Here is a 22,138-nt window from a genome sequence, read left to right on the forward strand (position 1 = left end):
ACTAAAGGGAGAAAGTAATGCGCCTGTTATTGGTTGAAGACGATACCGAACTGAGTAGCAGCTTGCACGCCCGCCTGAAGCGCGAAGGTTTCGCCGTGGACATCGCCGCGAACGGTGTGGATGGCGAATTCATGGGCAACGAAGAGCCTTACGATGTGGTGATTCTTGACCTCGGCCTGCCGCAACGCAGCGGGCTGGAGGTGTTGCAACACTGGCGGCAACGTGGCAATCGCGTGCCGGTGATTGTGCTCACCGCCCGCGATGCTTGGCACGAACGGGTGGATGGTTTCAAAGCTGGTGCAGATGATTACCTCGGCAAGCCGTTTCACTTTGAGGAATTGTTGGTGCGGGTGCAGGCGCTGATTCGCCGCAACCTTCAGGCATCGGTTCCCGATCAGAAGCTGGATTGCTGTGGCCTGCAACTGGATGAGGAACACCAGCAAGTCACTACCCCGGAGGGCACGGTGTTCGACCTGACCGGCACCGAATTCCGCCTGTTGCGCTATTTTATGCTGCACCCCGGCAAAATTCTCACCAAGTCCCGCCTGACCGAACACGTTTACGAACAGGATTTCGACCGCGACAGCAATGTGATCGAAGTCTATGTGCGCCATTTACGCCGCAAGTTGGGTGAATGGCGCATCCTTACCCGCCGGGGACAAGGTTACATTTTCATCGACCCCGCCAAACCGGAGCCACCCGTATGACATCGCTCGAACGCCAGTTGCAGATCAACCTTGCGATGACGCTGATTGCAGTGATGGCATTGATTTGGGTGGTGGGCAGCCAGTTCCCGCGTTTTGCGCCGCACGCTTACACCGTAGCGGAAAGTACGGGGATGCCAGTTTCTGAACGTCCGCAACGTTTCAAATGGGTTTTCCCTATCTTGGCAGCGGGGGGGATTGCTTTGATTTTGGGGATTCAGGGTGTAGTTATCCGCCGTACCTTCCGCCGTCTCGACCGGATACGCGCCGAAGTCCGTGAGCTGGAAGCGGGTAAGCTTTCGATGCTGAGCGAAGATGTACCTGCCGAAATCTACCCCATTATCCACGAATTCAACCACATCCTTAGCCTGATGCAGGAACGCCTGGAACGTTCGCGCAATTCCCTCGGCAACCTTGCCCACGCGCTGAAAGCACCACTCAACCTGCTGGTGCAATACCTCGATCAAGAACCGGATGCTAACCACAACCAGCAGGCGCAATTACAGGCCGAACGCATCCGCCAACTCACTGAACGCGAACTCAAACGCGCCCGCATGGCGGGGCTGGGCAACACCACGCAACGCTTTGACCCGCGTGCGGAACTGCCCACCTTGGTCGACGTGCTGGCACGGATTCACCACAAATCGCCGCGCAGCATTGCGCTCGACATTGCCCCTGACATCACCCGTTTCGGCGACCGCGAAGACATGCTGGAACTGGTCGGCAACCTGCTCGACAACGCCTGCAAATGGGCGACGCAACACGTGCGCTGCCAGCTTGCCTGCGTTGACGCACACATCCTGATCACGGTGGAAGACGACGGTGCAGGCCGCAGCGCCGCCGAATTGCAGCAAATGGCGGCACGCGGCGTGCGCCTCGATGAATCGGTGGAAGGTCACGGATTAGGGCTTTCGATCTGCAAGGATATTGTGAAATTGTACGGCGGGGAACTAGCGTTTGGGCGTTCGGCAGCGCTGGGAGGCTTGCAGGTGACGGTGGCGTTGCCACAGCGCTAGTTGTTCCCGTAGGGGCGTATGGCATACGCCCGCTTCACTCAATCGAGTAACCGCCAAACCACTCGCTCAAACCCCAGTGCCACCACAGCCAAACAATACAAGCGTTCCGGCTGCTGGTATTTACTTTCCAGCACCGGGCGATACTGCCGCAATTGCACCAGTGCGTCCTGCAAGGCTTTTTGCACGGGGGGCATGGCTTCCAGTTCTGCCACGCTTTTCTCCCGCAATTGCTCACCCGTCAGTTTCAAATCATCCAGCTTGAGGTATTTGAATTCAAAGATGAAATCTTTCAGGGGGGCGTAGTGGCGCATACTGGGGCGGATAATCATCACCAGATCAGAATAACGCCGTTGCAGCGCTGTTTCCGAGTCCATGATGTACCAGGTGTCATTGAACAGCAGGGTCAGGAATGCGGTTTTTACCGTGAGTTCATTGCTCCAGCAGTAATCACGGTTGCTGAATACTGCAAAATACTTGTGCTCCATGAAATCCGCCAGCGGCTGTAAGTCGGCGGTTTGGTAAAATTGTTCGGCTAAATGACTTGCCCATTGTTCATCCTGAGTACGAGGCAGGGCATGTTGTTTGAGACGTTCCACATACAAACTATGAATCACGAGGTTAGGGATACCCAAAATCAACTTGCCTAAGCCATTCCGCCCAATAATGGTCAGTACCCCAAAGTAATACAACAATGACAGCATGTAATGGCTATCCTGTTGTACCTCCCGTAAATTCTCTACCCCAAACTGGTTTTCCAACTCCTGCAACATCGCAGGGTTCTGCTCATCCAGTATGTGATCAATCACGGTGCTACCTTGCGGCAATGCTGCAATATAACGAATTCGCCCCGCATCCATGGCTAGATTGCCATCGAGCATTTTTTCAGGTGCTTGGCATTTTTTCTGGTAATGGCGCAGAAAATAAAAACACAACGTCGGGTTATACACCGTTGTTTGCGTCATATCCGCACAGAAGCGGTAGCCGTTATAGAACTGTTGCAGCGTTTCCATCACTGTGGCGGTTTGCGTAGGCGGTAACGCGCAGCTTTGCGCCGTTTGCTGTACCAATGTGCTCAGTTCGTTTTCAGTTAAACCACAAAGGCTATTGAAGTCTTCATCCAGATAAATGCTGGTAGCGACGTTATAGCCACTGGTCATGTCACTCAACACAATCGGCGATACACCCGTGATGAACACACGGGCAATTTTTCCCTCAGATGCACTCGCTTTGATGATTTTGAACAGCGTTTTCAGGATGCCTTCACCCTGTAATAACTCACGGTAACGTGCGGCATCCGTGGTGTCTTGTATCAGCACGTCATTGGCAAAATTGTCGTATTCGTCAATCAGCAAATAAACCGTATAGCCGCTGCTTTTGGCAACATTGACCACCGACTGGAATGAGCCAAGCGCATCGTCATCGTAAATATCCACACTGAAGGTTAGTTGCGCCTGATATTGCCGCACGAAATCTTTGATAGCTTGATTAATATGCTGAAACAGGCTGCTTCTGATGTGTTCAAGATCACCTTGTGCGGATACCTTGGAAAAATCCCAGCGCAGGATCAGGTACTGGTTATGTTCTGGTGTTGGCTGTTGCCCAATCGCCAAATTGCCGAACAGGGTATCGAATTCACCCGTTGTTTTCACATCGTAATAATTCGCCAGCATGGATAGCAGCAGCGATTTACCAAACCGGCGCGGGCGCAGAAAGATCAATTGCCTGCCCGCCTCTTCCAGTACCGGGATGAAGGCAGTGCGGTCAACATACAGGTAATCATCCGTGCGGATGCGGTGGAAATCGCTGATGCCGTAGGGAAATTTGATCATGTGCGTGCCATGCTGCTGTTCGGGGGACTGATGCGCTTACTTTAGCACAGAAGCGCACGGTGGTAATTCCGCTTTGCCATCCGGCAAATGTCGTATGGTCATTTGCGCGGTACGCTTGCGGCATTCGTCCGATTGAGCCGCGCTTCCACAAACAGCATGATGCACTCCAGCCAGACGCACCGTCTGACGCTATTTCCATTTAAGGAGTATTTAACCATGTTGAAACAAGCTACCCTCGCCGCCGTTGTGCTGCTGACCGCCATGACTGCTCAAAGCGCTTTCGCGGGTGCGGATTGCCCTGCTAACCCCAAAGACCAGTGGCTGTCTGAGTTGGACATGCAGAAGAAGATCGTCAATGACTACGGTTGGGTGATCTATAAGTTCAAAACCGATGACGAATGCTACGAAGTCTACGGCATGGCTCCCAAAGAAGAGGTCAAACCTGCTGATGCTGCCACCCCAGCGGTTGCCCCGGAAATGGTTAAGGTTGAAGCCTACTTCAATACCGCTACCGGCGAAGTCGTCAAAAAAGAAATGGACTAATCAGTCATGAAAACCAGTACGCATGAAATCGTTGTTTGGGATCTGTTTGTTCGGCTGTTCCACTGGTCTGTCGCCACCTTGTTCCTGCTGGATTTCTGGGTGCTGGAAGCGGGCGACCCGCCACATAATTGGTCGGGTTACGCCATTGGCTTCCTGTTGCTGGGGCGGATAGTGTGGGGCTTTACGGGCAACTATAACGCCCGTTTCAGCAGCTTTTTTCCGACCCCGGCGCGTATCCGCAAACATCTGTTGGAGATGCGCAAGGGGACGGTTGACCCCGCCGAAGGCCATAACCCCCTAGGTGGGGCAATGGTGCTGTTCCTGATGCTGATGTTGTCGCTGATTGTGCTGACTGGCTGGCTACTGACCTGGGATATGTTCTGGGGTGAGGGCTGGTTGGAAGATCTGCATGAGCTGTTTGCAGACATCACGATGTGGGCTGTGGTGGTGCATGTTAGCGCGGTGGTTATCATGGGCAAGTTGCTGGGTATTCGCTTGATCCGCACCATGATCACCGGGAAGCGCCCTATTAGCAGTAATATATTCCAGTGGTAATGCTAAAACATTGTTAAAAATGACACACTAATTACGCGAGCTATTATTCCCTGCTATTTATTCCGGGTTGGTCGTGATGGACAAAAATCTGTTACGACCAACCCGGATTTTTTTTGGTTTTGCTGATGAGACAAGTGTCGTATGGTTGAAATTTTTACAAGACATACCTCCTATACCTCCTGTTACTGGTCGATTGTGCTTTGACAACGCATCTTTTTGGGACTAAATTCCCAAAAAGTTGATGAGGCGCACAAACTTATCCTGGTGTTGCGACCACCGGGGTTTTTAACTGGAAGCCCGTTATTGTCGGGTGAGCATTTTGGTAATAAGGAGATAATTAATGATCATTAATAAAAGCATTTCCCTAACGTGTTTATTAGCGGGTGTCACCCTGTCTGGCTCTGTATGGGCGCTAGAAGTGGGTGATCCGGCGGAAGTGTCCGGTGTGGTTGAGTTGGAATATGGCGTTTCACGTGGGGATTCTGGTCGAAAATATGGGCCACTTGCTACCAAAATTGAAGTTGGGGTGGAGTACAAGCCGACCGATAAAGTCGATCTTCATTCGCTATTGTTGTATGAAGACCAACAACTGAGCGTGGATGAAGCTGATATTACGTGGCACGCCTTGCCAGATGAGAAGCTCGATATGACGGTGGGTAGACAATATTTACCGTTTGGTGCATTTGAAAAAGCCATGATTTCCAGCCCACTTACCAAAGACTTGGCTGAAGCAAGTCAGGATAAGGTGTTGCTGGCATCTCATAAGCAGGGCAACTTTCAAACCAAAGGTTATGTTTTTGCAGGTACGTCCCCCAATACGGGCGGGACGGGTAAGCATGACGCTGGCTATGGCCTGAGCGTTGGTTATGAGACGGATGCAGCGACACTGGGGGTGGATTATTTGTCTAATCTGGCTGAAACCAATCATTTTGAAACCAACGATGTTGCCAGCGAGATTCCAGCAATTGCGGTGCATGGTTTAACCAAAATAGGGCGCGTTACCCTGATCGGGGAACACATTGCGGCTGCCAAAGCTTTCCAGCCGGGGGATTTGGATGGGGCGGTGACGGTGGCTGCGAAACCCGCTACCTCCCAGCTTGAAGCTGATGTGGATTTGAATAACGATCGGACTGTGGCGCTTGCTTGGAGTAGTAGCAGCAACGCGGCAGAAATTGATTTGGCGAAAGAGGCATTGGGTATTACTTACAGCCAGCCGCTTTACAAAAGCCTAGCTGGTGCGGTGGAGCTAATGCGCTCCAAAAGCTATGACGGGGCGAATGATAATGCGTTAACGGCTCAACTTTCCTATGAATTTTAAGACATTTGTCTCATGTAATCTTGTCGTTTTCCCCTTGTTTTAAGTGATTTGTTGGCTGTGTTTGGGATAGGGAAGGGCGCATGATGAGCCAGTGTGATAACGGCGTTTATCAAGGTTTTTAGTATTAAGAGGAATGACAAATGAATAATGCAAATAATGGGATTGTCACGACCCGTCAATGGCAGGGTGTGACCCGTTTGTTACACGGTTTAATGGCGTTAGGCATCGTGGGGCAACTGATGTTTTCCCAGTTGATGGTCGCCCCGGATGAACTCGAAGAGGCCACTGCACTGCAAAAATTTGCACTGGAAGGGCATGAAATTCTGGGTTTGGGGGTTGTTGGGGTAATGGTGCTGCATTGGTTGTGGCTGTTACTGCCTAAATCGGATGTGTCGTTTGCCAAGTTGTTTCCTTGGGGATCATCGGGTTTAAAGCGTGTCTTTGCCGATGTGGCGCATATTTTCAAGCGAGGTCATTTGCCAGAAGTGGGTAATGACGCCGGTCTGGCAGGGTTTATCCACGGTTTGGGGTTTTTGATCGCGACGGCGATGGCGGCTTCCGGTTTTGCCTTGTTTCTGGTGATGGACTTTGGCGATGGTGCGGGTAGTGATTCGTTTGAGCAATTTGCTCATCTGCATGAGTTTTTTGCGACGTTCATGTGGGTCTATCTGGCAGGGCATGTGATCGCGGCTGCTTGGCATGAATACCGTGGGCAGCGTTTGATCTCTGGCATTTTCAAGCTGTAATGGCTGAATTATTGTAAGAAATCCTCGAAGAACCAGGCGGCAAATTCGTGCCGCCCATTCAAACCAGACTTGCGGTAGATAGCAGTTGCCTGCTGCCGCACAGTCTTTTCCTTGGTGTCGCGCATTCCGGCAATTTCATCAAAGCTCAGTCCTTTCAGCAAGAGTAGTGCTACTTCTTTTTCGCTGGGGGTGAAATCCCACGTTGTCAGTTGTTCCTGAATCACTTCGCCGTATTGGCGGCTGGCTTGCCCGAGTTTGTTGTTGAGTGCGTCAAGATTGGTATTCAAGGCACTTAAATCGTTGCGGGTGATTTTTAATTGTCCCCGCAGGTTGTCGACTTCCCGGCGGCGTTGCTGGATTTCTCGAATCAGAAAGCTGATGCCGAGGAGAGAAAGCACAATGATCAACCCTTCCATGAGCAGGTGTAGCCTGTTGTGGTCTTCTTCCTGATAGTCACTGGTGAAATCGAGAACGTTTAGCAATGTCAGGATAATCAGCAAAATAATGAAAAAACTGTCTCTGGTACGTGGCATGGTGTTATTCCTTGTGGGACAAATGTCTTATGTGATTATTATATCATCAGTATCGCTTTGACACTGAGTGCTTTTGGGATTAAATTCCCAAGTTATGAAAAACATGCTGAACCAAGCCATCCGCCGAATCCTGAAATCACTGGTGCGCATCCTGCACCGGAAGGGCGTGGCTTTTGGTGAATTCAGCCAGATTGTAAAACAAATCTATGTTGAGGTATCGGAAGAAGTATTAGTAGTAGCAGGTGAGCGCCCCACAACCTCAAGAATTGCCATTGTCACTGGTCTCACCCGTAAGGAGGTTGCCCAGTTACGACTGGGTGAGGTCGAGAAGGGGCATTCCCCGACCGGTGGTTATAACCGGGGGGCACGGGTGATGACGGGTTGGCTGCACGATACCGAGTTTCTGGATGCGTCGGGTAAAGCGGTGCGGCTGCCGTTACAGGGTGATACCGGCAGTTTTGCGGCGTTGGTCAGCCGTTACAGTGGGGATATGCCGTACCGGGCGATGTTGCAGGAAATGGTACGGGTGGGCGCTGTTGAGGTGGATGAGGCATCGGCCTCTGTGCAATTACTGGGTTCTGGTTACATCCCGCATGGGGATGAGTCTGAAAAGTTTTCGATTCTGGGCACGGATGCCGCTGCCTTGATTGCCACCATTGACCATAATCTCACCACGCAAGAGCGTAGCCAATTGTATTTCCAGCGCAAGGTCAGTTACGACAATTTGCCTGAAGAAGCCTTACCCGCTTTCAAAGCGATGGTGGAGAAGGATGGCTTGGGCTTACTGATCAAGTTCAATGAATGGCTTGCCACCCAGGATAGGGACAGTAACCCGCAGGCAGGTGGAACCGGGCAGATGCGTGCCGGGGTAGGCATTTACTATTTCGAGGAGCCGGTTGCGGTGCAGCCAGAAGCGGATAAGAGGATTGAGGATGAAAATTAGGGCGATGGTTGTTTCCATGTTGCTAGCTGTGCTGCTGGTGGCGTGTGTTGGCAGTAATTCACTCCAGCTTGCCACGGGCGGGATTGGGGGAACCGGGATTGCTTCAGGGCCGATTACCGGGTTCGGTAGCATTTTCGTCAACGGTGTTGAATATGAGATCGACACAGCCACGCTGACCCGTAATGGGCATCCTGCCACCGGGCAAAATGAATACCGTATCGGCGAATACGTGGTGGTCAAAGGCACGGTGAATGCCGATGGCCTGACAGGCACAGCGACCGAAGTGGCGTTCAGCAATGAGTTGGAAGGCACAGTGACCGCCGAAACGACTGATGGTGTTTCTATCGGCATTATGGGGCAGGTGATCCGCACGAATGCGTTGACGGTGTTCCACGGTTTCACTCAGCTTGCTGAATTGGCTGTAGATAATGTGGTGGAAGTTTCCGGGGTACGGGATGGGCAGGATGTATTGCTTGCTACCAGCATGACGCTGAAACAGCTCCGTTATGAGCCGGGGACGGTGACAGAACTCAAAGGCTTGGTGCGTCAACTGGATGCGGTGAACAAGACCTTCCTGATTGGTGGCTTGTTGGTTGATTATTCGTCGGCAGTTTGGAAGGATTTTGGTGCGGCAACCTTGGCGAATGGTCAGTACGTCGAAGCTAAAACCCGGCAAGTTTTGCAAGGCAACCGGCTGTTGGCTTACGAAATTGAATTGGAAAATGAATACGACCACTACGATAACGGGGCGAAAGTTGAGCTGGAAGGGGTCGTGACCCGGTTTGTCTCCATCGCTGACTTTAGCGTAAACCGGCAGGCGGTGGTGACGACAGCAACGACTGAGTTTGAGGATGGCGCTGCCAGTGCGCTCAGGTTGAATGCCTTGGTGGAAGTCGAAGGGCAAATCAATGCGCAGGGCATATTGGTGGCGGATGAGGTATCCGTGAAGGATGCCGGTTTTTAAAAAAAATGCCCCGGTGTTGCAACCACCGAGGCATTCAACAACTTACCCATTAGGTAAGCACTTTGGTAAATGGCAACAGGAGAAAAACTCATGAAAGCCAGTATAAACATTCCCTTGGCCTTTGCGCTAGGGGTATTGCTCACAGCTTGTGGTGGTGGGGGGAGTACCTCTACGTCAAGTAGCGAGAGCAGTGATAATGACAACGGTGGTTCAACCACGACCACAACAACGACGGGTACGACGACAACAGGTAGTACCGCCCCCACGGTGAATGCACCTGATGGCGCTCGCTTGTTGGCGGCGCAATGCTTCCAGTGCCACGGCACGGGCGGCAGTTCCAGCAGTGGTATTGAGAGTATCGCGGGTGACAGCACCGGAGAGTTGGTCAGCGATATGCTGGAAATGAAATACAGCACCAACACGAATGACATCATGCATCGGCAGGCAATGGGCTATAGCGAAGACCAGATTCGCGCCCTTGCGACGTATATCGCGGCCTTGCCTAGAGGCGCTAATGGGGGGAATGACTAATGGCTAACTTGAATCGTCGTCAATTTTTGCAATCCTTGGGCTTGGCTTCGGCAGCCACGGCTGCGCTTGCCTTTCCGGGGATCATCAGGGCTGCGACTACTCGTCCGCACGTTGTGGTTATTGGGGGTGGCTTTGCTGGGGCAACGGCTGCCAAGTACTTGCGTTACTGGTCAGGTGCTGTCGATGTGACGCTGGTGGAGCCTAATACTACGTATTATTCACCGATCCTCAGCAATCTGGTGTTGAACAACCAGCGTAACCTGAGCCAGATCAGTTTCAATTACAACACGCTGGCTTCCAAATACGGCATCAAGGTGGTGAATGATTGGGTGGATGGCATTAACGCGCCTAACCAAACCATTAACCTGCGCGGTGGCTCAACGCTGGCTTATGACCGTCTGATCATCGCGCCGGGTATCCAGTTCATGGATGTGCCGGGGCTGGATAGCAGCAAGGTTCCCCATGCTTGGCAAGCGGGGGCGCAAACCACCCTGTTGCAACAACAACTGGCAGCGATGCCAGCGGGTGGTACTTTCGTCATGAGCATTCCGGCTGCGCCTTACCGTTGCCCACCGGGGCCGTATGAACGGGCTTGCGTGGTGGCGGATTGGCTGCGTACTAACAAGCCCGGTTCCAACGTTATCGTGCTGGATGCGAACCCGGCGATTACAGTGGAAGCGACAACCTTCGGTAATGCCTTCGCCACGTATGGGGTGGAATACATCCCGAATGCGGTGTTGCAAGGGGTTGATTCTGATCAGAAAATAGCACATACCAGTTTTGGTGATTACAAGGCCGATGTGTTGAATGTGATTCCGCCACACAGTGCCGGGTCGATTGTGTTGCAATCCGGCCTCGCGAATGTGGGGGCGCGTTGGGCAGGGGTAAACCCGTTGAGTTACGAGTCCACCGCTGTTCCCAATATCCACATTATTGGCGATTCGCAAGGTACAGGCCAACCCAAGGCGGGGCATATTGCCAATGCGGAAGCCAAAGTGTGCGCCGATGCGGTGTTGCGCTTGTTATCCGGTGGTCAGCCTTTTGCTGCCCCGGTGACCAATTCGGCGTGTTATAGCCCGATTTCCAGCACTACGGCCTCTTGGTTGACGGCGGTCTATGCCTATGAACAGGCCAGCGGCACGATGAAGTTGGTGCCGGAATCCTTTGGTGCGTCAGATGTGCCTACGACCAAAAATTACAGCCGCATGTTTGACTGGACGACGAATCTGTTTAACGACACCTTCGCCTGACACTTATCTCTTGAGGGAGTATTTGGCCACCGTTCGCGGTGGCTTTTTTTTGTTTAAGGCTTGTTTAAGGTTAGTGGCTCAGTCTGTACTCATTGTTACAACAGAGGAAAAAATCATGTTAACCCCCTATCGTTTATCACTCTCATTAGCGATCTGTGGCGTGCTGGCGAGCATTCCAGCTTTCGCAGAAACACCGCAGCAAATCCTCGACGGCTTCACCACGCAAGCCAAAACGGAAGCACCTGATTTTCAAGGCTTTGATGCTGAACGCGGCAAACTATTTTTCAACAGCACCCACGGTAATGACTGGAGCTGTGCAACTTGCCACACCTCTAACCCCGCCGCTTCTGGCAAACACGCTAAAACCGATAAAGTGATTGATCCGCTGGCTCCCGCCGTCAATGCCGAACGCTTCACTGACCTGAAAAAAGTGAACAAGTGGTTCAAGCGCAACTGTGGCGATGTGCTGGATCGCGAGTGTACCTCGCTGGAAAAAGGCGATGTGCTGACGTATTTAATGGCTATCCAGTAAGGAGTTCACCATGTTATTCAACGCAAAAAAATCTACGGCTGCCATCACGTTAGCGGTATTGCTGCTATCCAGTTTCGGTGCCATGCAAGCATTCGGTGATGATGACGAACATGAGGGCAGGGAACATGGTGAAGGCCGTGAAGGCATGACAGGTGGTTTGCTAACCGCTAGCGATGCAACGTTTCAGACCGAATGCAGTGCCTGCCACATGGCTTACCCGCCCGGTATGTTGCCTGCGGCTTCCTGGAGGGAAATGATGGGGACGCTGGACAAGCATTTCGACACGGATGCGAGTCTGGATGAAGCGACAGTTGCCGAAATCCTGCCATTCCTTGAACAGAATGCTGCGCCTGAGCGCAAAGCCGATAGCGGTGAAAAACCCGTGTTGCGGATTACTGAAACGAGCTGGTTCAAGCATGAACATGATGAAATATCTGCGGCGACGTGGAAGAGGGCTTCCATCAAAAGTGCTTCCAACTGCATGGCGTGCCATACGAGTGCGGATAAGGGCAATTTTGACGAAGATAGCGTGCGTATCCCACGTTAAGGAGTAGCTGCCATGTTGCAACGTATTTTGGTGTGGGATGTACCGACGCGGGTATTCCATTGGACGCTGGCGCTGTCTTTCGCGGGGGCGTATCTGACCTCAGAGGGTGAGCGTTACCGTGACATCCATTTGGCGCTGGGTTACTTGATGTTGGGGATGATCGCGTTCCGGCTGGTGTGGGGTTTTGTGGGGACAGCTTACGCCCGGTTCGGCTCCTTCTTGTTCAAACCAGCGGCAGTGGTGGGGTATGTGCGTTCCCTGCTTAGCCCTTCACCGCAGCATTATGTGGGGCATAATCCGGCGGGTGGGGTGGCGATTTTCCTGCTGCTGGCGCTGGGTTTATTGATTGGCCTGAGCGGTTTGGGCTTGTATTGGGAATTCGGTGACGAAGACTTGTTTGAAGAATTGCACGAAATCACCGCCAACCTCATGCTGGGTGTGGTGGTCGTGCATATTGCTGGCGTGCTGATTAGCAGCGTATTGCATCGGGAAAATCTGGTGCGTGCGATGTTTACCGGATACAAGCAGGCGGCAAATGCGGTTAGCATTACCCATCGTTACGTTTGGCTCGGTATGGCGATGGCATTGCTGAGCGCAGTCTTCTTGATCGTTTACTTATCGGGGAGTTAAACCCGTATGCGGATTTTGGTGGTGGAAGACGATGCCCTGCTGGGCGATGCCATTCAGGCAGGGCTGACGCAAGCCGGTGATGCGGTGGATTGGGTGCGTGATGGTGTGCAAGCCGATCACGCGCTGGCTAGCGAACCTTATGCGGCAGTAGTGCTGGATTTGGGCTTGCCGCGCTTGTCCGGTCTGGACGTGTTGCAACGCTTGCGCCAACGTAAATCCACTATTCCGGTGCTAATCCTGACCGCCCGCGATACGGTGGAAGACCGCATTGGCGGGCTGGATCATGGAGCGGATGATTATCTGGTCAAACCCTTCGATATGGGCGAGCTTGCTGCTCGCTTACGTGCTTTGATCCGCCGTGCCAATGGGCATGTGAACCCGCTGTTGCAAGTCGGTGGGGTGGAACTTGACCCCGCTGGGCATTGCGTCCGTTATCAGGGGGAAACGGTGGAACTGGCCAGCCGCGAATTCACCGTGTTACAGGCGCTGATGCTGAATGTCGGGCGGGTGCTTTCCCGTGCGCAACTGGAGGACAAGCTGTATGCGTGGGGGCAGGAGGTGGAAAGCAATACGGTGGAAGTTCACGTCCATCACTTGCGGCGCAAACTGTACCCCGGTTTGATCGAAACCATCCGGGGCGTGGGCTACCTGATTCCCCGCGACAAGGCGGCCTGATATGTCACTGAAACAACGCTTGCTGTTATTGGTGTTAGGGGTGGTGATGCTGGTGTGGATGGGGGCGGCGGCATTCACGTATTACGATGCGCGGCATGAGCTCGGCGAGGTGCTGGATGAACATCCGGCGCAAGCAGCTTCCTTTTTGGGGAGGCATTCTACCCATCAGGACGATGATGATGAGCATGGCGATGATGCGGCTGAATTGGCGGGGATGCGCGATGAACTGGCGTTGAAAATTACCCGCAATCTGTTGCTGCCCTTGTGGGTGGCTTTGCCGTTGCTGGCGGGGCTGTTGTGGTGGGTCATTGCTGCCAGCTTGCGCCCGCTGGTCAAACTGACGCAAGCGGTCGCCCGTCGTCAGCCGGACAATCTTGCGCCGTTGGATGTGGCTGCGCCGCGTGAAGTCATGCCGCTGATCGAGCGCCTCAACCACCTGTTTGCCCGCACCGGCAAGTTGATCGAAAACGAACGCCGCTTTACGGCCGATGCTTCCCACGAATTGCGTACCCCAATTGCGGCGATCAAGGCACAGTTGCAAGTCGCGCAAGGGGCAAGTGATGCCGCAGGGCGTGATCACGCGTTGGATAATGCGATTCAAGGCTGTAACCGTGCTACGCACTTGATCGGGCAGTTGCTGACATTGGCGCGGCTGGAAAGTGTGGATACGACAGCTTTACAAGCGTGCCGCTTACGCACCTTGGTTGCCGAAGTCATGGCAGAGCTTGCCCCGCAAGCGCTGGAAGCCGGGGTGCATCTGGAATTACGCGACGGTGCGGACATCACGGTGCAGGGCTTGCCCGCCTTGTTGCAAGTGATGGTGCGCAATCTGCTGGATAATGCGGTGCGTTACACCCCAGCGGGTACGTTGGTGACGGTAGATATTATGCACCAACAGGGTAAACCTTGTATCCGTATCAGCGACAATGGTTCCGGTTTGCCTGCGGCGGAATTAGCGAAAATCACCCAACGCTTTTACCGCCCGCTGGGTACGTCTGCTACGGGAAGCGGTTTGGGGCTGTCGATTGTGCAGCGTATTGCGGAAATTCATCAGGCGAGCTTGCAGCTTGCCCCCGCAGTTGATGGGCAGGGTTTGAGTGTCACGGTGATATTCGGCTAAGCTTGCGCCGTTTCCACAGCCAATACACTGCTGAAATCATCTGTTGATCAGGTTGCGCGGCAAACCCCGTCCTTCAGGTCGGGGAGGATAGCGCGGGTGGCGAAGCCGCCCGATGTTCGGTAGTTTTGTCGGATAATCCGCGCAGTTTAACGCAGAATACCCACTCAAGCCGCTCTTTTTTAGCTACACTCCGAAGATGCAACGACACCAAGCCTTCAAATACGAACTCATGCCCCATGGTGAAACACAGCGTCAACTACGCCGTTTTGCTGGGTCATGCCGCTTCGTTTACAACAAGGCGTTAGCGTTGCAGCAAGCCAATCATGAAGCGGGCGAAAAATTCATCGGTTACGTGGCAATGGCAAAACACCTGACGGCATGGCGCAACGGTGTGGAAACCCCGTGGCTGAAAGATTCCCCTGTTCATCCCCTGCAACACGCGCTCAAAGATCTCGACAAGGCTTACCAAAACTTCTTCACCAAACGTGCCGACTTCCCCCGTTTCAAGCGCAAGGGCAGTGGTGACAGATTCCGTTACCCCGACCCCAAACAAATCAAGCTCGACCCAGGCAATGGCCGCATTTTTCTGCCAAAACTCGGCTGGATACGCTACCGTAATAGCCGCGATGTGTTGGGAGAACTACGCAATGTCACGGTTTCCAGCAAAGGCGGCAAATGGTTTGTCAGCATCCAAACCCAGCGCGAAGTGGAATTGCCAGCCACACCCGCAACCACTGCTATCGGTATTGACCTTGGTATAGCGCGTTTTGCGACGCTCTCCGACGGTACGTACCTTGAACCGCGCAACAGCTTCAAGAGCAAAGCCGCCAAACTCGCCAAATACCAACGGCGCATGGCGCACAAACAGAAATTCAGCAACAACTGGAAAAAGGCACAAGCCAACGTTCAAAAAATTCACACGCAAATCGCCAATGCCCGCCGCGATTTCCTGCACAAGGCGACGACCACGCTCAGCCAAAACCACGCGTTCGTGTTCATCGAAGATTTGCAGGTACGGAATATGTCGAAGTCAGCGGCAGGCACGGCAGAAAACCCCGGCAAGAACGTTGCCCAAAAGTCCGGCTTAAACAAAGCCATTCTCGACCAAGGCTGGGGTGAATTTCGACGGCAACTCGACTACAAAATGGCATGGAAGGGCGGGATGTTGTTTGCCGTGCCGCCGCATTATACCAGTCAGGAATGCCCCGAATGTCACCATGTAGCGGCGGACAATCGTCAGACGCAAGCGCGGTTTGTGTGTGTGCAATGTCACTATGAAAATCACGCCGATCATGTCGGCGCGATCAATGTTTTAGAGCGGGGATACCGCTTGTTAGCCTGTGGAGATGCGGCCTTAAGCCGCTCTGTGAAGCAGGAACCCACCGAAGTCAGTCAGCTATCTAGTGTCTGACCGGAAACCCTAAAACCCTTTTCCGATCAAGATGCTACGCCCGTTTTCCTTGCCCTAAGATTTCCCGGAAGCAGGCCAGAAAGCTGCAAAAGCGCCCAAAATAGGGCAAAATAGGGCATCCATCCGCCAAACTTCGCAGGAGACACACGATGCGTGAAGTGATCGCCCGCCAACTTCGCCTGGGTCACGCTGACATCGGCAGGCTGACCTTCAACCCACGTTCGCGGGACGACATCCCGCAGGTGTTGCAAGGGCTGCAATACATTTATGTGACAGACGAACTGCGTGAGGCGGTGTTTGCGGTGCTGGAAAAGCGGGTTCCGGCGGAGGTGGACGCCAGCCGTGGACGCCCCGGCATGGATCTGTGGAATGCGCTGGTGCTGGCGACATTGCGGGTGAACCTGAACTGGGACTATGACCGGCTGCTGGAGATGGCGAACCAGCACCGCAGCATCCGTCAGATGCTGGGGCATGGTTTCTGGGATGATGACGATGAGTACAAGCTGCAAACGGTCAAGGACAACGCCGCTCTGGTGGACGAAGCCAGCCTGCAACGCATCAACCAGTTGGTGGTGGAGGCCGGTCACAAGCTGCTAAAAAAAAGCCGCGCCGCTGAGCGCCCGTTGTGACTCCTTCGTGGTGGAAAGCAACATCCACTACCCGACCGACATCAACCTGTTGTACGACGCGGTGCGTTGTTCGGTGCGCACGGTGGCCGATTGGTGTGAAGGGCACGGCGACAGCCGCTGGCGGCAATGGCAGTACAATCTCCGCCAGGTGAAGAAAGCCTGCCGTCATGCGCAGAAGCTCAAGCACTCCAGCTCCCAAGACCCGGACAAGCAGGCCACCCGGCAACAGGCCATCCGTGACGCCCACCACACCTACCTGGGCCTGTGCGCCGCGCTGTTGTCGAAAGTGGAGGAAACGGTGGCTGACCTGCCCCTCAGCCTGCTGGACAGCCGGTCGGGCAACGACCTCCAGCGCTGGCTGGGGTACGGGTGGCATCAGGTTGACCTGGTGCGGCGGCGGGTGCTGGACGGGGAAACCATCCCCCACGGCGACAAGATCTTCTCCCTCTTCGAGGATTACAGCGAATGGCTCAGCAAGGGCAAAGCCGGTGTGCCGGTGGAGCTGGGCCTGAACGTGTGCGTGATGGAATCGGCTGACGGCTTCATCCTCCACCACCAAGTGATGCAACACTGCCCCGACAGTGAGATTGCCGTGACCATGGTTAAGCAAGCCAAAGCGCTGTTCCCCTCCCTGAGCGCGTGCAGCTTTGACAAGGGGTTCCACTCACCGGCCAACCAGCGCGAACTGGCCGAACTGCTCGACCGGGTGGTGTTGCCGAAAACGGCCGCTGGAGCCAGGCGGACACTGCCCGTGAAACCGACCCGGCGTTTGTCCAGGCCAGACGCCAGCACTCAGCGGTGGAATCCGGCATCAACGCACTGGAAGTCCATGGGCTGGACTATTGCCCCGACCGGGGGCTGGAACGCTTCAAGCGCTATGTGGCACTGGCGGTGGTGGGCAGGAACCTGCAAAAGGTCGGGGCCATTTTACAGGCCAGGGCGTTGGAGGCCTTGCAGAAGGATGAACGCCGACGACAGCGCCAAGCCGCCTGAACCACCCCACAACGCCGACCGATGAGGGAAAATGCCGGGAAGGCAGGGCAGCCCCTGCACCGAAGGCAAGCCTGCGCTGCCAGCCATGCCTTGAAACCCAGCGTTTTACCCTCGTGCTTGCCAGAAGGTGGCGGGGAAAACGGCTGCATGGACTAAAATTGGGCACTCGTGGCGGCAGGAAGGCTTTTTCGGTCAGACACTAGATAGCTGAATGCAGTAGGAATCCCCTTCCTTCAGGGAGGGGAGGATGTCAAGCATCCCCTGTTCAGGACTATCTGTTCTTGACCTGAGTCAAGGCTGCTGACCCGCCTGTTCCCCTAGTCTCACTCCGTAACACTTTGCAAATACGGAGGGACTCACACCATGCAAGAAGTTTTCACCAAAAGCATGGCGAGGAATATTTATTACGGCGGTTCGGCTTTTTTCCTGCTGTTATTTCTTGCCCTAACCTTTGACACGCACAACGCTTGGCCTGCGCGTGACAATCATCAAAATATTACCGAACAGGTTTCGGCAGGCAAGCGTTTGTGGGAGCGCAATAACTGCATTGGTTGCCATACGCTGCTGGGTGAGGGGGCGTATTTTGCCCCGGAACTTGGCAATGTCTACAAGCGTTTTGGCGAAAACAAGGAAGCCATTAAAGGCTTCATCAAAAGCCGTCCGGTGGATGGCATTCCCGGTCGCCGCAGTATGCCGCAGTTCAATTTTACCGACGCGGAGCTGGATGAAATCGTTGAATTCCTGAAATATTCCAGTGAAATCAATACCGAAAACTGGCCACCAAATATTCAGGGTTAAGGAGGACGTATCATGCAATATCAATCTCAGTCGGTCGCAAAACTGTACTTCATGGCTGCCATCGGGCTGTTCGTGGTGCAAGTGCTGTTTGGCCTGGTGATGGGTCTCCAGTACGTCATGGGTGATTTCCTGTTCCCGGAAATTCCTTTCAACGTAGCGCGGATGGTGCACACCAATTCCTTGATCGTATGGCTGTTGATGGGCTTTATGGGCGCGGCTTACTACCTCGTGCCGGAAGAATCGCAGCGTGAACTCTATTCCCCCAAACTGGCGGTGCTGATGTTTTGGGTTTTTCTGGGGGCAGCGTTGTTAACCGTGGTCGGTTATCTGTCTGTGCCGTATGCAACCTTGGCAAAAATTACCGGCAATGACTTGCTGCCGACGATGGGGCGTGAGTTCCTCGAACAGCCGACCATTACCAAAATTGGTATCGTGGTGGTGGCGCTGGCTTTCCTCTACAACATCGGCATGACGGTACTGACTGGGCGCAAAACCGTTGTGACCATTGTGTTGCTCACGGGGCTGCTGGGTTTGGCAGTGTTCTTCCTGTTCTCGTTCTATAACCCTGACAACCTCGTGAAAGACAAGTACTACTGGTGGTGGGTCGTGCATCTGTGGGTTGAGGGCGTGTGGGAATTGATCTTGGCGGCGATCCTCGCGTTTGTGTTGATTAAAGTGACCGGGGTTGACCGCGAAGTGATTGAAAAATGGTTGTATGTGATCATTGCGATGGCGCTGATTACTGGCATCATTGGTACAGGACATCACTTTTACTGGATTGGTGCGCCGGGGTACTGGCAATGGTGGGGGTCGATCTTCTCGGCACTGGAACCGATCCCGTTCTTCATCATGACGCTATTTGCTTTCAATGTGATCAACAAGCGCAAGCGTGAACACCCCAACAAGGCCGCCGTGTTGTGGGCAATGGGGACAGCCGTACTGGCATTTCTGGGGGCGGGTGTCTGGGGTTTTCTGCATACCCTTGCCCCCATCAACTACTACACCCACGGTACGCAGCTCACTGCCGCACACGGTCACATGGCCTTCTTCGGTGCGTATGTGATGGTGGTGTTGACCATTATCTCGTTCGCTTGGCCGATCATGCATGGCAAGGAGGCGAAAAGTAATCGCCAGCAGGTCATGGAAATGTGGTCATTCTGGCTGATGTCGGTGTCGATGGTATTCATCACCCTGTTCCTGACCGGGGCAGGTATCCTGCAAGTTTACCTGCAACGTTACAGTGATGCGCCGCAAGCCTTCATGGTGGTGCAGGAAAAGATCAGCCTGTTCTACTGGATGCGTGAAGTTTCTGGCGTGGTGTTTTTCGTTGGGGTCGTCTTGTTTATCCTGAGCTTCCTGCCTGAGCGTAAGGCACAACAGGCGTAGTCTGCTCTTATCGAGTCGTGACTCCTTTCCTTCCGGCTGTAGACTCCTCTCCAGCCGGTTTTTTTTGTTTTTTACCGGGATTGTTGGCTTGACCCAAGTCAAGGTGATTCAGCCCCCTGAAAGCATAGCATTTCTGTGCAAAATTAAATCATGCGTTGCTTGGGTTTATATTTTGTTGTGTAACGTTTTTAACTTCTCATTTGTTAAAAGGATAGGATTATGAAGAAGATAATGCAGGTATTTACCACGCTGGTGGTTTCTTTGCTGTTTACCCAAGTGGCTCAAGCTGCGGTAGATGCTGATGCCATTAAGACATCCTTGATGGCTGCCCGTGAGAACCTGGTGGCGATGATTGCTGCCCCCGATGCTGCTGATCAAGACAAGTATCAGGAGGAGATTACCAAGGCTACCAAGGGTGTAGATGATGGTGTCGCTGCGGCTTTGGCTGATAAGGAGACATTACCAGAGGAGGTGACAAAACTTGAGGCGTTTAATACAGTCTGGGGAGATTTCAAAAAGACCCGTGACGATGAGATCATTCCTGCCGTCAAAGCTGGTAAGGTGGAAGATGCCAAGCAATTAGCCACGACCATTCAGGCAGAACGGATGAAAGAGATGAAGGGGACACTTACCGAATTAGGTGCACAACCTGATCCAGAAGTGAAACCGGAATCAGGTGCAAAATAACCCTTTTTCTTGCCCCCCCCTCTTTCTTTGAGGGGGGCGTGAAACCCTAAAATGTATAGGTGGTCGCCCGTATAGCAACGTAAAGGTGAACAGTCGTGGGTAAATCACGGGTCATTCCTCCGCGTGAACAGACGCGAGCCGAAGAGGTGGCGAATAGTGTCAGCCACGGGATAGCGCTGGCGGCGGCACTGGTGGTTACACCGTTTCTGGTGTTACAGGCCATCAGCTACCCGTCAGCGGGGTTCATTGTGGGGGTCAGCATTTTTGCCACGACGACCGTGCTGCTTTATATCCTGATGGGGTGGGTGGTGTTAATTGCCATCGAGCCGTTGTCTGCCCGTTTACCTGCTCAGGGTCTGCTGTGGTTGGTGGCGGGCGGGGTGGCGTATACGGCAGGCGTGGTGTTTTATGCCACTGGCGCACGCCTGCGTTACGGTCATTTCATCTATCTTGCGCGAGATACCCCGTCCTTTAGGTCGGGGAGGGATAGCGCGTCGGCGTTAGCCGACCCTGTTCTCGCTCCTCTTTTCGTTAGGCTACCTTTAGTTATTTAACTTTCACATGATATGTAGTAAAAGGTGAAACATGAAAACGAAACGCGCCTATAAATTCCGATTCTACCCTGACCAGCAGCAAGAAAAGCTGCTGGCTCAGACGTTCGGATGTGTGCGTTACGTGTACAACAGCATCTTGCGTTACCGCACTGATGCGTATTACCAGTCTCAGGAAAAAGTCGGTTATACGGGCGCAAACGCCAGATTGACCGCCATCAAGAAGCTCCCTGAATCCCTGTTCCTGAATGATGTTTCCAGTGTTCCGCTGCAACAATGTTTGCGGAACCAGCAAACCGCATTCAAGAACTTCTTTGAAGGCCGGGCAAAATACCCTGTCTTCAAATCCAAAAAACACCGCCAGTCGGCAGAGTTTACTTACCGAGCTTTCACCTTTAAAAACGGTGAACTGAAACTGGCTAAGTGTGACAAGCCGTTGGCTATCAAGTGGAGCCGTCAGCTTCCTGCTGACCCTACCACCGTTACTGTTTCCAAAGATCAGGCCGGACGCTACTTCGTGTCTTGCCTGTGTGAATTTGAACCCACGTTGTTGCCTGTCACCGATAAAAAGGTGGGCATTGACGTGGGCATCAAGGATTTGTTCGTCACTAGCGACGGCTTCAAGTCCGGCAATCCCCGTCATACCGCCCAACACGCGGTTAAACTGGCGAAGTATCAACGCCGTCTTGCCAAGAAAAAACTCGGTAGCAAGAACAGGTTGAAAGCTAAACGCAAGGTTGCCCGTGTTCACGCGAAAATCTCCGATTGCCGTTCGGACAACTTGCACAAGTTGTCCCGCAGATTAGTTAACGAGAACCAAGTGATCTGTGCTGAAAATCTTGCTGTGAAGAACATGATAAAGAACCCGAAACTAGCCAAACACATTGCTGATGCAAGCTGGGGCGAATTTACCCGACAGCTTGAATACAAGTCTGGTTGGTCTGGCAGGACATACGTTGAGATCGGGCGGTTTTTCCCGTCCAGCAAACGTTGTTCCTGTTGCGGGTTCGTGAAAGCAAACATGCCGCTGGACGTGCGGTCTTGGGAATGCCCGGAATGTGGCACAACCCATGACCGTGACGTGAATGCAGCGGTAAACATTTTAGCCGCCGGACTAGCGGTGTTAGCCTTTGGAGAGAATGTTAGTGGTGATGGCATTTCGGTGTCGTTGTCCTGTTCTCGATGAATTAGGAATCCCCTTCCTTTAGGGAGGGGAGGAAGTCAATTGGCATCTGTTTGTCATGGCA

At 53.3% G+C, this 22,138-nt stretch carries 23 protein-coding genes and 1 pseudogene; 22 read left to right on the plus strand and 2 right to left on the minus strand.

What is annotated here, in order from left to right:
• The first annotated feature begins 17 nt into the window (after window positions 1-17).
• Together J9253_RS20625 and J9253_RS20630 are read left to right on the plus strand one after the other, a co-directional pair.
• Window positions 18-707, plus strand: coding sequence for a response regulator transcription factor (locus J9253_RS20625; protein WP_210222679.1), 690 nt, complete (start codon window positions 18-20; stop codon window positions 705-707).
• A complete protein-coding gene (locus J9253_RS20630; RefSeq protein WP_210222680.1) occupies window positions 704-1,720 on the plus strand; it encodes a sensor histidine kinase in 1,017 nt (338 codons plus the stop codon). The genes J9253_RS20625 and J9253_RS20630 overlap by 4 nt, the downstream gene beginning before the upstream one ends.
• A 38-nt stretch (window positions 1,721-1,758) precedes the next feature.
• Here J9253_RS20630 and J9253_RS20635 read toward each other — a convergent pair whose 3' ends face one another.
• Window positions 1,759-3,549, minus strand: coding sequence for an AAA family ATPase (locus J9253_RS20635; RefSeq protein WP_210222681.1), 1,791 nt, complete (start codon window positions 3,547-3,549; stop codon window positions 1,759-1,761).
• 216 nt (window positions 3,550-3,765) lie between these two features.
• Between J9253_RS20635 and J9253_RS20640 the strand changes: the two genes are divergently transcribed.
• The 4 genes from J9253_RS20640 (at window position 3,766) to J9253_RS20655 (ending at window position 6,711) form a co-directional block, all read left to right on the plus strand.
• Window positions 3,766-4,092 (plus strand): PepSY domain-containing protein, encoded by a 327-nt coding sequence (locus J9253_RS20640; protein ID WP_210222682.1) that lies wholly within the window; start codon window positions 3,766-3,768, stop codon window positions 4,090-4,092.
• A gap of 6 nt (window positions 4,093-4,098) precedes the next feature.
• Complete coding sequence (locus J9253_RS20645) at window positions 4,099-4,647, plus strand: cytochrome b/b6 domain-containing protein (protein ID WP_210222683.1); 549 nt, start codon at window positions 4,099-4,101, stop codon at window positions 4,645-4,647.
• A gap of 340 nt (window positions 4,648-4,987) precedes the next feature.
• Window positions 4,988-5,965 (plus strand): LbtU family siderophore porin, encoded by a 978-nt coding sequence (locus tag J9253_RS20650; RefSeq protein WP_210222684.1) that lies wholly within the window; start codon window positions 4,988-4,990, stop codon window positions 5,963-5,965.
• Window positions 5,966-6,105: 140 nt separating this feature from the next.
• Window positions 6,106-6,711 carry a cytochrome b/b6 domain-containing protein gene (locus J9253_RS20655; RefSeq protein WP_210222685.1) on the plus strand — a complete coding sequence of 202 codons (606 nt, stop codon included), beginning with the start codon at window positions 6,106-6,108 and terminating at the stop codon, window positions 6,709-6,711.
• A gap of 8 nt (window positions 6,712-6,719) precedes the next feature.
• On the opposite strand, the gene J9253_RS20660 is transcribed toward J9253_RS20655, so the two are convergent.
• Complete coding sequence (locus J9253_RS20660; RefSeq protein WP_210222686.1) at window positions 6,720-7,244, minus strand: helix-turn-helix transcriptional regulator; 525 nt, start codon at window positions 7,242-7,244, stop codon at window positions 6,720-6,722.
• Between the two features lie 94 nt (window positions 7,245-7,338).
• Here J9253_RS20660 and J9253_RS20665 point away from each other — a divergent pair, with 94 nt between their 5' ends.
• The 16 genes and pseudogenes from J9253_RS20665 (at window position 7,339) to J9253_RS20740 (ending at window position 22,077) form a co-directional block, all read left to right on the plus strand.
• On the plus strand, window positions 7,339-8,187 hold the full coding sequence (locus tag J9253_RS20665; RefSeq protein WP_210222687.1) for a DUF6502 family protein: 849 nt from the start codon (window positions 7,339-7,341) through the stop codon (window positions 8,185-8,187).
• Complete coding sequence (locus tag J9253_RS20670) at window positions 8,177-9,151, plus strand: DUF5666 domain-containing protein (RefSeq protein ID WP_028488662.1); 975 nt, start codon at window positions 8,177-8,179, stop codon at window positions 9,149-9,151. The genes J9253_RS20665 and J9253_RS20670 overlap by 11 nt, the downstream gene beginning before the upstream one ends.
• 90 nt (window positions 9,152-9,241) lie before the next feature.
• On the plus strand, window positions 9,242-9,682 hold the full coding sequence (locus tag J9253_RS20675; protein ID WP_210222688.1) for a c-type cytochrome: 441 nt from the start codon (window positions 9,242-9,244) through the stop codon (window positions 9,680-9,682).
• Window positions 9,682-10,932 carry an FAD-dependent oxidoreductase gene (locus J9253_RS20680; RefSeq protein WP_210222689.1) on the plus strand — a complete coding sequence of 417 codons (1,251 nt, stop codon included), beginning with the start codon at window positions 9,682-9,684 and terminating at the stop codon, window positions 10,930-10,932. The genes J9253_RS20675 and J9253_RS20680 overlap by 1 nt, the downstream gene beginning before the upstream one ends.
• Window positions 10,933-11,047: 115 nt before the next feature.
• A complete protein-coding gene (locus J9253_RS20685) occupies window positions 11,048-11,464 on the plus strand; it encodes a DUF1924 domain-containing protein (protein WP_210222690.1) in 417 nt (138 codons plus the stop codon).
• Between the two features lie 10 nt (window positions 11,465-11,474).
• Entirely contained in the window at window positions 11,475-12,011 is a 537-nt protein-coding gene (locus J9253_RS20690; protein ID WP_210222691.1) for a diheme cytochrome c, read from the plus strand.
• Window positions 12,012-12,023: 12 nt separating this feature from the next.
• Window positions 12,024-12,641 (plus strand): cytochrome b/b6 domain-containing protein, encoded by a 618-nt coding sequence (locus J9253_RS20695; RefSeq protein ID WP_210222692.1) that lies wholly within the window; start codon window positions 12,024-12,026, stop codon window positions 12,639-12,641.
• 6 nt (window positions 12,642-12,647) lie between these two features.
• Window positions 12,648-13,316, plus strand: coding sequence for a response regulator (locus J9253_RS20700; RefSeq protein ID WP_210222693.1), 669 nt, complete (start codon window positions 12,648-12,650; stop codon window positions 13,314-13,316).
• 1 nt (window position 13,317) lies between these two features.
• Window positions 13,318-14,436 carry an ATP-binding protein gene (locus J9253_RS20705; RefSeq protein WP_210222694.1) on the plus strand — a complete coding sequence of 373 codons (1,119 nt, stop codon included), beginning with the start codon at window positions 13,318-13,320 and terminating at the stop codon, window positions 14,434-14,436.
• 196 nt (window positions 14,437-14,632) lie between these two features.
• The gene (locus J9253_RS20710) at window positions 14,633-15,847 is read left to right on the plus strand and encodes an RNA-guided endonuclease InsQ/TnpB family protein (protein ID WP_210222695.1); all 1,215 of its coding nucleotides are present in this window, start codon (window positions 14,633-14,635) and stop codon (window positions 15,845-15,847) included.
• Window positions 15,848-15,996: 149 nt separating this feature from the next.
• Window positions 15,997-17,469 (plus strand): annotated as a pseudogene (locus J9253_RS20715) (ISNCY family transposase).
• 363 nt (window positions 17,470-17,832) lie between these two features.
• Window positions 17,833-18,267, plus strand: coding sequence for a c-type cytochrome (locus J9253_RS20720; protein WP_210222696.1), 435 nt, complete (start codon window positions 17,833-17,835; stop codon window positions 18,265-18,267).
• A gap of 12 nt (window positions 18,268-18,279) precedes the next feature.
• Window positions 18,280-19,653: a cbb3-type cytochrome c oxidase subunit I gene (locus tag J9253_RS20725; RefSeq protein ID WP_210222697.1), complete on the plus strand. Its 1,374-nt coding sequence runs from the start codon at window positions 18,280-18,282 to the stop codon at window positions 19,651-19,653.
• Window positions 19,654-19,872: 219 nt separating this feature from the next.
• Window positions 19,873-20,340 (plus strand): MCP four helix bundle domain-containing protein, encoded by a 468-nt coding sequence (locus tag J9253_RS20730; protein WP_210222698.1) that lies wholly within the window; start codon window positions 19,873-19,875, stop codon window positions 20,338-20,340.
• Between the two features lie 95 nt (window positions 20,341-20,435).
• Window positions 20,436-20,894 (plus strand): hemolysin III family protein, encoded by a 459-nt coding sequence (locus J9253_RS20735; RefSeq protein ID WP_210222699.1) that lies wholly within the window; start codon window positions 20,436-20,438, stop codon window positions 20,892-20,894.
• A 31-nt stretch (window positions 20,895-20,925) separates the two neighbouring features.
• On the plus strand, window positions 20,926-22,077 hold the full coding sequence (locus J9253_RS20740) for an RNA-guided endonuclease InsQ/TnpB family protein (RefSeq protein ID WP_210222700.1): 1,152 nt from the start codon (window positions 20,926-20,928) through the stop codon (window positions 22,075-22,077).
• Window positions 22,078-22,138: the final 61 nt, after the last annotated feature.

The organism is Thiothrix litoralis (assembly GCF_017901135.1).
GTDB classification, from domain to species: Bacteria; Pseudomonadota; Gammaproteobacteria; order Thiotrichales; family Thiotrichaceae; genus Thiothrix; species Thiothrix litoralis.